The 13,564-nt window shown below is 66.0% G+C and carries 15 protein-coding genes; 11 read left to right on the top strand and 4 right to left on the bottom strand.

Annotated features, from left to right (window positions below; all coding sequences use genetic code 11):
• Together J2S73_RS11070 and J2S73_RS11065 are read right to left on the bottom strand one after the other, a co-directional pair.
• Positions 1 to 1,167 carry a transporter substrate-binding domain-containing protein gene (locus J2S73_RS11070; RefSeq protein ID WP_306885590.1) on the bottom strand — a complete coding sequence of 389 codons (1,167 nt, stop codon included), beginning with the start codon at positions 1,165 to 1,167 and terminating at the stop codon, positions 1 to 3.
• Positions 1,168 to 1,469: 302 nt separating this feature from the next.
• Positions 1,470 to 2,084: a TetR/AcrR family transcriptional regulator gene (locus J2S73_RS11065; RefSeq protein ID WP_306885588.1), complete on the bottom strand. Its 615-nt coding sequence runs from the start codon at positions 2,082 to 2,084 to the stop codon at positions 1,470 to 1,472.
• Between the two features lie 375 nt (positions 2,085 to 2,459).
• Here J2S73_RS11065 and J2S73_RS11060 point away from each other — a divergent pair, with 375 nt between their 5' ends.
• From J2S73_RS11060 to J2S73_RS11015, 10 genes are all read left to right on the top strand, one after another.
• On the top strand, positions 2,460 to 3,326 hold the full coding sequence (locus J2S73_RS11060; protein WP_306885586.1) for an ABC transporter ATP-binding protein: 867 nt from the start codon (positions 2,460 to 2,462) through the stop codon (positions 3,324 to 3,326).
• A gap of 27 nt (positions 3,327 to 3,353) precedes the next feature.
• Complete coding sequence (locus J2S73_RS11055; protein WP_306885585.1) at positions 3,354 to 4,619, top strand: ABC transporter substrate-binding protein; 1,266 nt, start codon at positions 3,354 to 3,356, stop codon at positions 4,617 to 4,619.
• Positions 4,616 to 5,473: an ABC transporter permease gene (locus J2S73_RS11050; RefSeq protein WP_306885584.1), complete on the top strand. Its 858-nt coding sequence runs from the start codon at positions 4,616 to 4,618 to the stop codon at positions 5,471 to 5,473. The genes J2S73_RS11055 and J2S73_RS11050 overlap by 4 nt, the downstream gene beginning before the upstream one ends.
• A gap of 38 nt (positions 5,474 to 5,511) precedes the next feature.
• The gene (locus tag J2S73_RS11045) at positions 5,512 to 6,048 is read left to right on the top strand and encodes an OsmC family protein (RefSeq protein WP_306885583.1); all 537 of its coding nucleotides are present in this window, start codon (positions 5,512 to 5,514) and stop codon (positions 6,046 to 6,048) included.
• Between the two features lie 74 nt (positions 6,049 to 6,122).
• Positions 6,123 to 7,265, top strand: a complete 1,143-nt coding sequence (locus tag J2S73_RS11040) for an acyl-CoA dehydrogenase family protein (protein ID WP_306885582.1) — start codon at positions 6,123 to 6,125, stop codon at positions 7,263 to 7,265.
• A gap of 128 nt (positions 7,266 to 7,393) precedes the next feature.
• Entirely contained in the window at positions 7,394 to 8,269 is an 876-nt protein-coding gene (locus J2S73_RS11035) for a sulfurtransferase (RefSeq protein WP_306885581.1), read from the top strand.
• A 10-nt stretch (positions 8,270 to 8,279) separates the two neighbouring features.
• Complete coding sequence (locus J2S73_RS11030) at positions 8,280 to 8,891, top strand: 2-hydroxychromene-2-carboxylate isomerase (protein WP_306885580.1); 612 nt, start codon at positions 8,280 to 8,282, stop codon at positions 8,889 to 8,891.
• Positions 8,892 to 8,896: 5 nt separating this feature from the next.
• Entirely contained in the window at positions 8,897 to 10,090 is a 1,194-nt protein-coding gene (locus J2S73_RS11025; protein ID WP_306885579.1) for an NAD(P)/FAD-dependent oxidoreductase, read from the top strand.
• Positions 10,091 to 10,130: 40 nt separating this feature from the next.
• Entirely contained in the window at positions 10,131 to 10,619 is a 489-nt protein-coding gene (gene cynS / locus J2S73_RS11020; RefSeq protein WP_306885578.1) for a cyanase, read from the top strand.
• A gap of 352 nt (positions 10,620 to 10,971) precedes the next feature.
• Positions 10,972 to 11,814 (top strand): class I SAM-dependent methyltransferase, encoded by an 843-nt coding sequence (locus J2S73_RS11015; protein WP_306885577.1) that lies wholly within the window; start codon positions 10,972 to 10,974, stop codon positions 11,812 to 11,814.
• Positions 11,815 to 11,836: 22 nt separating this feature from the next.
• On the opposite strand, the gene yidD is transcribed toward J2S73_RS11015, so the two are convergent.
• Together yidD and J2S73_RS11005 are read right to left on the bottom strand one after the other, a co-directional pair.
• Positions 11,837 to 12,244, bottom strand: a complete 408-nt coding sequence (gene yidD / locus J2S73_RS11010; protein ID WP_370874416.1) for a membrane protein insertion efficiency factor YidD — start codon at positions 12,242 to 12,244, stop codon at positions 11,837 to 11,839.
• Complete coding sequence (locus J2S73_RS11005; RefSeq protein ID WP_306885576.1) at positions 12,241 to 12,690, bottom strand: iron-sulfur cluster assembly scaffold protein; 450 nt, start codon at positions 12,688 to 12,690, stop codon at positions 12,241 to 12,243. Before J2S73_RS11005 ends, yidD begins: the two co-directional genes overlap by 4 nt.
• Positions 12,691 to 12,954: 264 nt before the next feature.
• Between J2S73_RS11005 and folE the strand changes: the two genes are divergently transcribed.
• A complete protein-coding gene (gene folE, locus J2S73_RS11000) occupies positions 12,955 to 13,563 on the top strand; it encodes a GTP cyclohydrolase I FolE (RefSeq protein WP_306885575.1) in 609 nt (202 codons plus the stop codon).
• Position 13,564: the final 1 nt, after the last annotated feature.

Below are 13,564 nucleotides of genomic sequence, written 5' to 3'. Positions count from 1 at the left end.
TCAGGCGCGCCTGCCTTCGAAAGGCAGATGCGACCAGTCATCGATGCTCGGCGACAGGAAATAGGGATCCGGCTTGACCCGGATCCTCGGGGACCAGACCACTTCGAACCCGCGGTTCTCCGTAATGCGCCCGATCTTCGGCCAGAGATATGTGTGGTTGTTGTCGGAATCGATCCGGACGCGGCCCTGGGGGGCGTCGTGCTCCAGACCCTTCAGCGCCCGCACCAGCGCGTCCGGCGCATCGCTCCCTGCCGAGCGAAGCGCCTCGGCGAACAGATGCACCTGAAAATAGGCCGCCTCCGCTCCGGCCGGGATCGGCGCGTCCTGCCCGTACTTCAGTCGGAAGGCGGAAACAAAGGACCGGGCCGAGGATGTGTTCAGGCTGTCGAAGAACGGAGCGGCCGTTATGTGACCGGCCGCATCCTCCGGCTCCATCAGGGCAACTTCCGCTTCGCTGGTGGTGAGGCTCGCGATCGGCATCTTCGCAGGATCGAAACCCGCCTCCCGATAGGCCCGGTACAGCATCGGCGTACCGGCCCCCACCACGGTCGAGAAGATCACATCGGGCCCGTGCTTGCGGATCTCCCGGATCACCTTGTCAAAGTCCTCCGCCTTCGGCTCCAGCGGAATGTAGATCTCGTTCAGCACATTGCCCTTCGCGCTCGCGATGAGGTCCGCCATCACGCGGTTCGACTCGTACGGGAAAACATAGTTTGAGCCGACAAACAGAAAACGATCACCATAAGTATCAAGCAAATACTTCAGAAGGGGCAATGAATTCTGATTGGGCGCAGCCCCTGTATAGATACAGTGGGACGAGTACTCGAACCCTTCGTAGAGCGTCGGATAGAAGAGCAATCCGTCACGGGCCTCAAGCACGGGAAGCAGAGCTTTGCGGGTGCTCGACATATAGCAGCCGAAGACCACCCGGACCCGTGAATCCTCCATAAGCCTCTCGCCCAGCTCACGGAATTTTTTGGGATTTGACTGTGGATCATGAGCCACGGCCTCGATCGGCCGGCCGGCCACACCACCGGCTGAATTGATCTCGTCGATCGCCAGGAGCGTCGCGTTCAACTGGGTGCGTTCGATCGCAGCAGTCACGCCGCTCTGAGAGAACAGGACGCCGACGCGCCATGGGGCGTTCGATTTCGCCTCTTCTTCCACGACATCCTCCAAAAAAAAAGCCCTCGGGTCCCTGGCGAGAGACGCGAGAGCTTCGTTGCTCCGTCACACGGATCGACGCTGATCCAGACAATTACATTAGGTCACTCGCGTCTTGGAACGCAATTCGCTTCGACAACAAAATGGCATCGCCGGCTCGGTACGGAACCGAAGGGGTGACCGCCGGCTCAGACCAAGGCCGAGCCGCCCTGCGCCCTGTATCGACGGCGACGATCGCTGCCGCGGCTGACAGACCCTGAACGTCAACATCGGACACGGGTCCAGGGCGCCAATCCAACGCCCCGTCAGGCGGCTTCCTTGGCTTCATTGCCGAGCGCGTCGTCAAGAATGGTGCCGAACGCCTGGCCTGCGATCCTGGCTACCTTGGCATCCTTGGTGATCATGGCGGTCACGATGGCCCCATCGATCAGCATGGCGGCCTGGTGGGTGAGCCGTTTCGGATCGGAAGCGCCCGCCTCCCTGGACAGGCTCTCGATCTCGGCCAGGATCACCGTCTTGTGGGCAATCGCCAGCTCGCGCATCCGGTCGTCGGCCTTCGAGGACTCGCCCACGGCATTGATGAACGGACAGCCATAGAAGCGGTGGGCGCTGAACCAGGTCTCCAGGACCTTGAAGATGCGCTGTAGCTTCTTGCGCGGCCCGCCACGGGCGCGGTGCACCTCGCTCAGGAACCATGTGCGCCAGGCGTGCCCCTCCGCCTCCAGCACCGCCTCGACCAGTCCCTCCTTGGAGCCGAAGCACTTGTAAAGCGTCGTTTTGGCAGTGCCGGCGAGTTCGACCACCTTGTCGACCCCGGTGGCGCTGATGCCGTCGCGGCAGAACAGAACCGAAGCCGCTTCCAGCAGCTTGTCGCGCGGTGAATCGCCGAAGGTCGGCTCGAAGCCGTGCTTCTCGGTCATGCGTGCTCCTTTCGACATCAAGCATGCCATCCGGCAGCGAGCCCGTCCCCCGGACCGGCGCTGGATACCAACCGTTCTGTATCCAATACGCCCGCCCCCGCAACCCGGCAACTCCGCGCGAACCCGGTCCCAGGGGTTTTTCACGGCACCGTCCGCGCCTCCCCAGGACATACCGCGATGCACAATTACGCGAAAGCCCATTGATTGCGCACAAGACGGAAGGCCAATTTGGCCAAATCGGCCACTGCGCGCAAGTTTTTCCAATTTAAAATCAGAGGTTTGTATCATTGCTGAGCAGAGGGCACAATTTTTGGTTCTTGCCAAAAGAATACAGACCGGTTTGTTTTTTATGATCGCAATCTTGGGATTTCGGGCATGGCTTTTCGCGGCGCACATATCCAGGTCGACCACGTCAGCCACGCCTATCGGCGCGGTGGCGCCCTCGCCATCCGCGACATCGAATTTCAGGTCTCTCCCGGCGAGGCGCTCGTCCTCGTCGGCCGCTCCGGCTGCGGAAAATCGACCCTGCTTCAGATTCTGTGCGGCCTTCTCAATCCCGCCCGGGGCCGTGTCCTGATCGACGGCCATGTGATCGACGCGCCGTCGCCCGACTGGGTGATGATGTTTCAGGCGCCGAGCCTCTATCCCTGGATGACGGTGGAACAGAACGTGGCGCTCGGCCTGCGGTTTTCCGGCCGATCGCGCGAGATCGCGACCCGCGTCCCGGAAATGCTGGAGCTGGTGGAGCTTTCCGCCTTCGCCAAGCGTAACGTGCAGGATCTCTCCGGCGGCCAGCAGCAGCGCGTCGCGCTCGCCCGCTCCCTGGCGCCCAATCCGCACGTGCTGCTGCTCGACGAGCCGCTGTCCGCCCTCGATGCCTTCACCCGACATGCCCTGCAGCGCGACATCCGCCGGATCGCCGCGGAGATGGGCATCACCCTGGTTCTGGTGAGCCACGACATCCAGGAAGCCGTGATGATGGCCGACAGGGCGCTCGTGCTGAGCGCCAACCCGGGCGAGATCTTCGCGGAGATCGAGATCCCGATCCCCGGCGAGCGGCTCCCGAACACGCCGGAATTCACCGCCGCCCGGCAGGATCTGGTCCGTGCCTATGAGGCGGCCGCCGGCCTGGCGATGGCCGACGTCGACCGTCTCGATGGGGCGCCCGAAACCGCGTCGGCCATTCCGTCCACAGACAAGAACCAGCCTTCCAAGACCGCCTCGGCCTCCGCCGGGCGCTGACGCAGCTCCTCCACGAAAGGGAAGCCGATGTCCGACCGCAAAGATCCGAAAGCCAGTGCCGGCAACGACTGGGACGACGATTACTTTGCCAGCGATTTCACCCGCCGGCAGACGCTCGACATGTTCGCCGCCGGCGGCCTAATGGCCATGCTGGGCCCGTTGATCGGCTCCATGAGCAGCCCCGCTTTCGCCGCCGCGGACGACGAGGTGGTCCGCATCGGATACCTGCCGATCACCGATGCGACCGCCCTGCTCGTCGCCCACGGCATGGGCTATTTCGAGGAGGAAGGCCTGAAGGCAGAACGGCCGACGCTGATCCGGGGCTGGTCGCCTCTGGTGGAGGGCTTCGTCGCCGGCAAGTTCAACCTGGTGCACTTCCTGAAGCCCATCCCGGTGTGGATGCGCTACAACAACAACATCCCGGTCAAGCTGATGGCCTGGGCCCACACCAACGGGTCCGGCCTCGTGGTCGGCGGTCACACCGACATCACCGATTTCAGCCAGCTCGGCGGCAAGCAGGTCGCGGTGCCGTTCTGGTACTCGATGCACAACATCGTGCTGCAATACGCGCTGCGCCAGTCGGGGGTGGTACCGGTCATCAAGGCCCAGGGCGAGCCGCTCGCCGACAACGAGTGCAACCTGCAGATCCTGGCACCGCCCGAGATGCCGGCCGCGCTCGCCTCCCGGAAGATCGACGCCTACATCGTCGCCGAACCCTTCAATGCGCTCGGAGAACTCAAAGCCGGTGCACGCATGCTCCGCTTCACCGGCGACATCTGGAAGAACCATCCGTGCTGCGTGATCTGCATGCACGAGCAGGTCACCACCGAAAAGCAGGAATGGACCCAGAAGGTCATGAACGCGGTGGTGCGGGCCCAGATCTACGCTTCCCAGAACAAGAAGGAAGCGGCCCGGCTCATGTCGAAGGACGGCGAAGGCTATCTGCCGATGCCGGCCGCCGTCGTCGAACGCGCCATGACGCTTTACGCCGACGACGAGGAATATCTGGAGACCGGGGCGATCCAGCACGCTGCCGAGTGGGGCAACGGCCGCATCGACTTCCAGCCCTGGCCGTATCCCTCCGCCACGAAACTGATCGTGGAGGAGATGAACCAGACCCTGGTCGGGGGTGACACCACCTTCCTGCAGGGGCTCGACCCCGAGTTCGTCGCCCAGGATCTGGTCAACTACGACTACGTGAAGGCAGCTCTGGAGAAGTACCCGGACTGGAAGAACGACCCGTCGGTCAACCCGAGCGATCCGTTCAACCGGCAGGAGGTGCTGGAGCTGTGACGGCATCCGGCGACATCGCGGAGCGCGAGACCGGGGAGCCGGTCTCGCTTGCCCTGCGGCCTCCCGCAGGGTCGGCGGAACGCGTCGGCAAGACCGTCGAGGGGCTTGCCTACGCCGCCCTCGGCATCGCGCTCCTGCTGGCGCTGTGGTGGCTCGGCGCCTGGGCGGTGCGCAACAATCCGCGGCTGTTCGCCTTCTCCGACTTCGCGCCCGCGCCGGCACTCGCCGCCTTGTGGGACATGGTCGTCACCGGCGAGGCGTGGGACATGAGCGGGCCGAGCCTCTACCGGGTCGGCGGCGGTCTCCTGTGGGCGGTCTGTCTGGGCGTGCCGATGGGGCTCGTGATCGGCTGGTTCGAGACCGCCCGCAAGATCACCAACGTCCCGTTCCAGTTCCTGCGCATGATCAGCCCGCTGTCGTGGATGCCGATCGCGGTGATGGTCTACGCGACCTGGGACGCGGCCATCATCTTCCTGATCGCGGTCGCCGCCGTCTGGCCCGTGCTGTTCTCGACGGCGGCCGGCCTCAAGCGGATCGACCCCGCCTGGTTCAAGGTTGCCCGCAACCTGGGCGCCCGGCCCTGGCACATGCTGTTCGTGATCATCCTGCCGGCGATCTCGCAGGACATCCTCACCGGCATGCGCCTGGCCCTCGGCGTCGCCTGGATCGTGCTGGTGCCGGCCGAATATCTCGGCGTCACCTCCGGCCTCGGCTACGCCATCAACGATGCCCGCGACACGCTCTCCTACGACCGGCTCGCGGCCACCGTCCTCATCATCGGTTTCATCGGCTTCACGCTCGACAGCCTGCTTCAGCTCGCCATCCGCCGGCTGAACTGGGTGCGCGAGCGCTGAACGGACGCTTCGTCCATACGTCAAAGAAGGAGACGACAATGTCGGAACCCGCAACGGCCCTCACAGGCTGCCTGGCCCCGATCGATAAAGCGGGTCTGGAGGACCTCATCGCCAAGGGCAAGGCTGACCCGAAGGCGGTCAAGACGCTCAAGTGCAAGACAGTGGCTGAAGGCCGCTTCCGGCACGCCAACTATATCCGCGATCTCGAGCCCTACATCGTGGACGAGCCGCCCGGCCTGCTCGGCGACGACACCGCGCCGAACCCGTCGGAGGCCTCGCTGGCCGCGCTCGGGTCCTGCATCGCCGTCGGCCTGCACGCCAACGCCATTCATCGCGGCATCACCATCGAGAGCCTCGAGCTGGAGCTTGAGGGCGATCTCAACATCACCGCGGTTTGGGGCACGGGCGACGTCACCGAGAAGCCGGTCGGGTTCACCGACGTGCGCATCAAGGTGCACCTGAAGGCCGACTGTCCGCAGCAGGAGATCGACGCGCTCATCGAGCACGTCTGCCAGTGGTCGCCGGTGTTCAACACCTTCAAGCGCCCGGTGAACATGGTCGCCACCGCCGCCTGAGCGCGCGCCGACAGGGCCGTGCCGGCAGCGCCGCCGGCACGGTCGCCACCAGGCCCCACCAGATGGACACCGCCATGACCCCTGAGCTCACACTTCCCGAGGCTGCCCAGAGCCCCGCCGTGCTGGCCGGTCCGGCCGGCATTCTCTCCTCCGTCAGGGAGATTGCCACCAGGGAGCTCGCTCCGCAGGTGCAGGCGATCGACCATGACGGCCTTTACCCGGAAGAGACCATCCGCGCTTTCGGCGAAGCCGGCGCCTATCGCAGCCACCTGCCCGGCCTCGACGGCCAGGTCCCGGATCTCGTCACCTCCATCGAGGCCATGGCGATCGCCGGCGAGCACTGCCTGTCGACCTCGTTCTGCATGTGGTGCCAGGACGCGCTCGGCTGGTACATCTTCAATTCCGAGAACACGGCGCTCAGGGACGAGCTCGGACCGGGCGTCGCGGTCGGCGAGATCCTCGGCGGTACCGGCCTGTCGAACCCGATGAAGAGCTTCTACGGGATCGAGAAGCTGAAGCTGAAGGCAGAGCGGGTCGAGGGCGGCTACGCGGTGACCGGCGTCCTGCCCTGGGTCTCCAATCTCGGCGACGACCACTATCTGGGCATCGTGTTTGCCGTGCCGGGCGACGGTGACAAGAAAGTCATGGCGGTCGCGGACTGCTCCGGCGAAGGCGTGCGCATCGTCCAGAACGAGCACTTCGTGGCGCTGGAAGGCACCCGCACATTCGCCGTGCAGTTCCGCAAGGCCTTCATCCCCGACAGTCGCGTGCTGGCCGATCCGATCGACGACTACCTGCCGAAGATCCGCGCGGGCTTCATCCTGCTCCAGGCGGGCATGACCACCGGCATGATCCGCGGCTGCATCGACCTGATGATGCAGATGCGCCAGCCGCTCGGTCATGTGAACTGCTACCTGCCCGACCAGCCCGAAGCCTTCTCCGAGACGCTGGCGGAGATGCAGGAGACGGTCGCGAAGCTCGCCGCCACCCCCTTTGAGCCCGGCAAGGACTATCTCGTCGAGGTGATCCGGGCCCGGCTCGCCGCCGGCGAGGTCGCCGTCCAGGCCGCCCACAACGCGATGCTTCACTGTGGCGCGCGCGGCTACGTCTCCGAGGGCGCGGCCCAGCGCCGTCTGCGCGAGGCCTATTTCTGCGCGATCGTGACGCCCGCCACCAAGCAGCTCCGCAAGATGCTGGCCGATCTCGGCGCGGCCTGACCCTGCGTCCGGCCTGCCTGCCGCCAACGAGCTGCCGTTGATTGCCGGGCGCCGCCGTTGCGGCGTCCCAAAAAGGGCGAACGCCCCTCTGCCTCCCAGACCTCAACGCACCTCACAGGGGAACTTGGATGACCAAGACGCTTGTTTCTCCAAAAGATCTCGAAGCCATGATGGCGGCCGGCAACGTCGTCGTGATCGACACCCGAAGCCCGGAGGCCTACGCCGCCGGCCATATTCCCGGGGCGGTCAATCTGCACGACATCTTCACCTATCTCGCCACCTCCACGGCGGAAGGCATGAAGGAGCTGACCGAAAAATTCGCGGCCGAATTCGGCGGTGCCGGCCTCTCCGGCAAGGAGACCGCCGTTCTGTGCGAACAGTCGATGGCGAGCGGCTTCGGCCAGTCCTGCCGCGGCTATTTCCTGCTGAAGTATCTGGGCTATCCGGACGCCGCGATCCTGCACGGCGGTGTCTCCGCGTGGGAGGCCGAAGGCCTGCCCATGTCGACGGAAACGCCGAGCCCGACCCCTGCCACCTTCCCGGTCGATCCGGCGAGCGCCTCCCTGATCGCCGACATGGCCGACGTGAAGGCCGCCCTCGGCGATCCGGCGGTCACCCTTCTCGACGTCCGCGACGTCGATGAATGGATCGGCGAGTCCTCCTCCCCCTACGGCAAGGATTTCTGCCCGCGCAAGGGACGACTCCCGGGTGCCGTCTGGATCGAGTGGTACCGGGTGATGAAGCCGTCGCCCGCCGGCCAGGTTTTCAAGACGCCGGACGAGTTGAAGGCGGAGTTCGCCACGGTCGGCATCAAGCCTGGCGACAAGGTGATCGTCTACTGCTTCAAGGGCGCGCGGGCCTCCAACACCTTCGTGGCGCTTGCCGAAGCCGGGATCACCGACGTCTCGATCTATTTCGGATCCTGGAACGAGTGGTCGCGCGATCCGGAGCTTCCCATCGAGGAAGGCCTGCCGTTCGCCAAGACGCTCGAGCCGGCGGAGTAGCGTCCCCGTCATGACCGCCGCAATCGACTACTTCTATACGCCGATCTCCGGCTACGCCTATCTGGGCGAGCCGCGGCTGATGGAGATCGCCCGGACAGCGGGGGCTCGCGTCCGCTTCCGGCCGATGGACATCGCGGCGGTCTTCAAGGCGAGCGGGACGACGCCGCCGGCGGCCCAGTCGCCGGCCCGCCTTGCCTATCGATTGGCCGACCTGGCCCGCGAAGCGAAGCGCGCGGGTCTTCCGATCACCCCGAAGCCGAAACACTGGCCGGTGCCGTCCGCGCCGGCCGGACAGCTCATCCTCGCCGCCGAGGCGGACGGGATCGATCCGCATCGGGTGTCGTTCGCGCTCCTTAAGGCGATCTACGCAGAGGAGCGCGACATCTCCGACCGCACGACCCTGGCCGCGATCCTGACCGACCTCGGCCTCGACGCGGACCGGCTGATCGCCCGCTCCGAAACGCCGGAGATCGAGGCGGCCTTCGCGGCAAACACCGAAGCGGCGATCGCGGCCGGTGTATTCGGATCGCCGACCTACGTGGTCGGCGAGGAGATGTTCTTCGGACAGGACCGGCTCGACGCACTGGCCTGGCACCTCTCCCAATCGACCATGGCGGCCTGAAACAGATGACTGATGCTCCCATCCTCGTGGTTGGCGCCGGCCAATGCGGTCTGAAGGCCGTGGAGACCCTGCGCGCCTCCGGCTATGACGGCGACCTGGTGTTCATCGGGGCCGAGCCCCACGCGCCCTATCAGCGGCCGCCACTGTCCAAGGCCTTCCTCAAGGGCGAAATGACCCGCGACCGGCTGATGCTGAAGCCGGACCGCTTCTTCCAGGAGCAGCGGATCGAGACCCGCTTCGGCGAAGCGGTCGCGACGATCGCGCCCGACCGGCACCAGGTCACGCTCGCGGGAGGCGACCGGCTTGCCTACTCGAAGCTGCTTCTGGCGACCGGGACGCGCGCCCGGCGGATCCCGCTGGAAGGAGCCGACCTTGCCGGTGTGTTCCATCTGCGCGACCTCGCGGACGTGGAATGGATTGCGGCGAATCTCGATCCGTCGATGCGGCTTGCGATCGTGGGCGCCGGCTATATCGGCCTGGAGGTCGCCGCCGCCCTGCGCGTCGCCGGCTACGAGGTCACCGTGCTGGAGGGCGCCGAACGCATCCTGCGCCGGGTGGTCTGTCCTGAGATATCGGCCTTCTTTGACGGCCTGCACCGCGACCACGGCGTGGACATCCGCACCTCCACCCTGCCCGTCCGCATCGTTGGCGCTGAGCGGGTCGAGGCGGTCGAGCTTGCCGACGGCACCAGCCTTGCCTGCGACGCCGTGCTGCTTGCGGTCGGCGCGGAGCCGGTCACCGATCTGGCCGGGGCCGCCAGGATCGCCTGCGACAACGGCATCCTGGTCGACACCGCCTGTCGCACCTCCGCGCCCGACGTTTTCGCCGCCGGCGACTGCGCTGCCTTCCCGTCGGCCCGATACGGACGGACGATCCGGCTGGAGAGCGTCCAGAATGCGATCGACCAGGGTAAGGCCGCCGCCCAGGCGATGCTCGGCACGCCCGTCGCCTACGATCCGCTCCCCTGGTTCTGGTCGGACCAGTACCACGTGAAGCTCCAGATCGTCGGATTGTCGGAGGGCCATAGCGAGGCCGTTATCGACGGCGTCCCCTCAGATTCCGGCTTCTCCGTCACGTACCTGAAGAACGGCGCACCGATCGCCGTCGACGCCGTCAACCAGCCGCGCGCCCACATGCTGGCGCGCCGCTCGCTCGCCGCGCCCGTCGACGAAACCGCGATGGCGGCGAAGACCGCCTGACGCGACTTCCCCCTCCCTGCCAAGCGAAGAGGACTGTCCCATGAAACGTTCCGAGCTCACCGAAAAGATCCTCGACTACAAGCGCGACAACGACCTCTCCTGGAAAGAGATCGCCGACGGGATCGGCGGCTACACCCAGCTCTTCATCATGACCGCACTGCTCGGCAACATGAAGCTGCCGAAGCCCCAGGCAGCGAAGGCCGCCAAGCTGTTCGGGCTCTCCAAGTCGGAGGAAAAGCTTCTCAACGAAGTCCCGATGCGCTGCGAGGGCGCCCAGACGCCGCCGACCGACCCGACCCTCTACCGCTTCTACGAGGCGATGCTGGTGTTCGGCCCGACCATGAAGGAGTTCATCCACGAGGAGTTCGGTGACGGCATCATGTCGGCCATCGATTTCGACCTGGAAGTCGAGCGCCAGCCCGACCCCAAGGGCGACCGGGTGCGCGTGGTCATGTCGGGCAAGTTCCTGCCCTACAAGTATCACGGCGCCCAGGAAGGCCAGATGGCGTACGGGCTGAAGGAAGAGTAGGGTCCTTGTCCGCGCGGGCCGGCTTCCGGTGGACGCACCGCCGAAACCGGCCGCCCGTCCCGGTTTTCAAGGCGGCAAAAGACCCGGCCTTGAAGCGATGCGGCCTCATCCGAGGCCGTATTCGTTTGGGTCGGGCTGCGATGAGTTGCTCGTCGCGCTGAGCATAAGCATTCCGCTGTTTCGGCAGACGGGATGGTGCCGATAGGCTTTAGCAGCGTGGGATTGCTGAACCAATCGACCCCGGTCGGCGTCGCGAACCGTTGTCCTCGAAGGAGCGCCACCGCCCGCAGCTCATGCGTTACCGTCGCCCCGCGCGATCGCTCCGCATTCCAGGGACTTCGGGAGACGGCCAATGCACCCCTCGCTTTCCAGTCAAACCGCCCTGTGGGCTGCAACCTACCGGTCGGATCACCAGATCCTGGAGCAGGGCCTGATCTTCAAGGACCCATTTGCGCGGCGGCTGATCGGGCTTGCCGACACCGACCCGCCGAGCGCGGACCACGACCGACCCCCGAACCGCCGCATGCGGCTCTTCATGGCCGCCCGCAGCCGCTTCGCGGAAGACCGTCTCGCCGAGGCCTTTGAGCGCGGCGTGCGCCAGCTGGTTCTACTCGGTGCCGGCCTGGATACCTTCTCGCTCCGCAATCCGATGGCAATGGGCGGCCTCCGGGTCTTCGAGGTGGACCACCCGGCGACCCAGGCCTGGAAGCGCGAGCGCCTCGGCGCTGCCGGCCTTGCACCGTCTTCCGGCACGAACTTCGTGGCCGTCGATTTCGAACGCGACGACGTGCTGGCGAATCTTTCGGACGGCGGCTTCAACCCGGAAGCCCCGAGCTTTTTCATATGGCTCGGCGTGGTGCCCTACCTGGTGCGCGCGACGGTCACCGCAACTCTCGCCGCGATCGCCAGGCTGCCGAGGCCGGAAATCGTTCTCGACTACACCGAACCGTTCGAGGCCGCCGATACCGATACCCGGGCGTTCCTCGCCGAACACGCGGAGACGGTCAGAGCATTCGGCGAGCCGTGGATCACCTTCTTCGGGACCGACGAGATCGCTTCGACCCTTCACGGGCTCGGCTTCGATGCAATTACCGACTTCCGCGCAGCCGCGGCCGTGGCGCATTATCTGAACCGGCCGCCCCCTGCCGGACGCACCGGCGGGGGCCATGCGCTGCACGCCCGCGTTACGCGCTGACGGCTCGGGGGCGGATCCCGTCCTACCGGTCGAGCCGGGTTTTGGGGTCGATGTGGCGCCCGGTCCAGCGACCGTAGCGCCACGGCCGCCACCACCGCCCCCCCGATCCGTCGGCATCGCCGGGGACCGGGTCGAACCCGGACGCCCCGAACGGGTGACAGCGGCACAGCCGGGCGAGCGTCATCCATCCCCCCGCCCAGAAACCGTGTCTCGCGATCGCTTCGTCGGCATAGTGCGAACAGGTCGGCAGATAGCGGCAGTTGCGCCCGACCAGCGGCGACAGGGTCAGCTGATAGAGGCGGATGGCCCCGCGGCCGGCAAGCACGCCGATACCCCTCCGCCGGGGCGCCGGCTGCGTTCCTTCTGCCGGTCCGTCACCGATGGTCGGGCCCGGATCCTGACGCGGTTCGCTGGACACGGCCGGCCTCATGCATCCGCACCGGCCCGCGCTTTTGCCTCGATCTGGTCCACCGCGTCGACGACCGCATCGAAGGTCAGCATGGTCGATGCATGCCGCGCCTTGTGGTCGCGCACCGGCTCGAGATAGCGCAGATCCGCCCATCGGCCGTTCGGCGGCGGGCCGTTTTCCTTCAGCATCTTCCGCATGGTGTCGCGCACCTGGCGGAGTTCGTCCGGGCTCGATCCGATCACCGTGCGCGCCATGATCGACGAAGAGGCCTGCCCGAGAGCGCATGCCTTCACGTCGTGGGCGAAATCGCTGACGACGCCGTCGGCCAGCTTGAGGTCCACGGTCACCGTCGACCCGCACAGGCGCGAATGGGCTTTCGCCGTCGCGTCGGGCTCGTCGAGCCGGCCGAGCCGCGGTATGTTGCCAGCGAACTCGAGGATCTTGTCGTTGTAGAGGTCGTCGATCATGACGCCGTCCTCATAAGGGGAACGGCTGGGACACCGCCCTTGGCCGGGTGTCCGAACCGCCGCGACTGAACTGTCCGGAGCCCGGCTGCGTATCGATGGCAGCTCTGCTCCGCGGCGCATGGCTGCACCGGTTTCGTCTCTTATATGGTCTGGCAACCGGATTCGCCAAAGATGGGGTCGGGGTTGCGCCCTGCCCGATCGATCTGATCTATCCCACGGACCTGCCGCATCGTTTGGCCGGCTGAGGAAAGAGACGTCTCGAAGATGGATGCGATAGCCGAAAACTCTGCAGCACCCGATGCCGACACCCGCCCGACCCGCTCGGAGGCGGAGGAGGCCGTGCGCACCCTGATCGCCTGGGCCGGCGACGATCCGCGCCGCGAAGGCCTGATCGACACCCCGAAACGGGTGACCAAGGCGTTCGAGGAGCTGTTCGCCGGCTACGCCGAAGACCCCGCCCTCATTCTCGATCGGGTCTTCGAGGAGGTCGGCGGCTACGACGACGTGGTGCTGGTCAAGGACATCCCGTTTCATTCCCATTGCGAGCATCACATGCTGCCCTTCTTCGGCAAGGCGCACGTCGCCTATTTTCCGCAGGAGGGTGTGGTCGGCCTGTCCAAGATCGCCCGCCTTATCGATGTCTATGCCCGTCGCCTGCAGACCCAGGAAACCATGACCGCCCAGATCGCGGAGGCCATGGACACGGCGCTCCAGGCGCGCGGGGTTGCGGTGATGATGGAGGCGGAGCATCTGTGCATGTCGATGCGCGGCATCGCCAAGCCGGGCGCCACGACGATCACCACCCGCTTCACCGGTCTGTTCGACAAGAACCCGGCCGAACAGGCCCGCTTCTTCTCAATGGTTCGCAACTGAC

It is taken from the genome of Amorphus orientalis (assembly GCF_030814015.1).
In the GTDB taxonomy this organism is placed as follows: Bacteria; Pseudomonadota; Alphaproteobacteria; order Rhizobiales; family Amorphaceae; genus Amorphus; species Amorphus orientalis.
The sequence above is the reverse complement of the archived record's forward strand: the minus strand, read 5'-3'. Positions and strand labels throughout refer to the sequence as shown.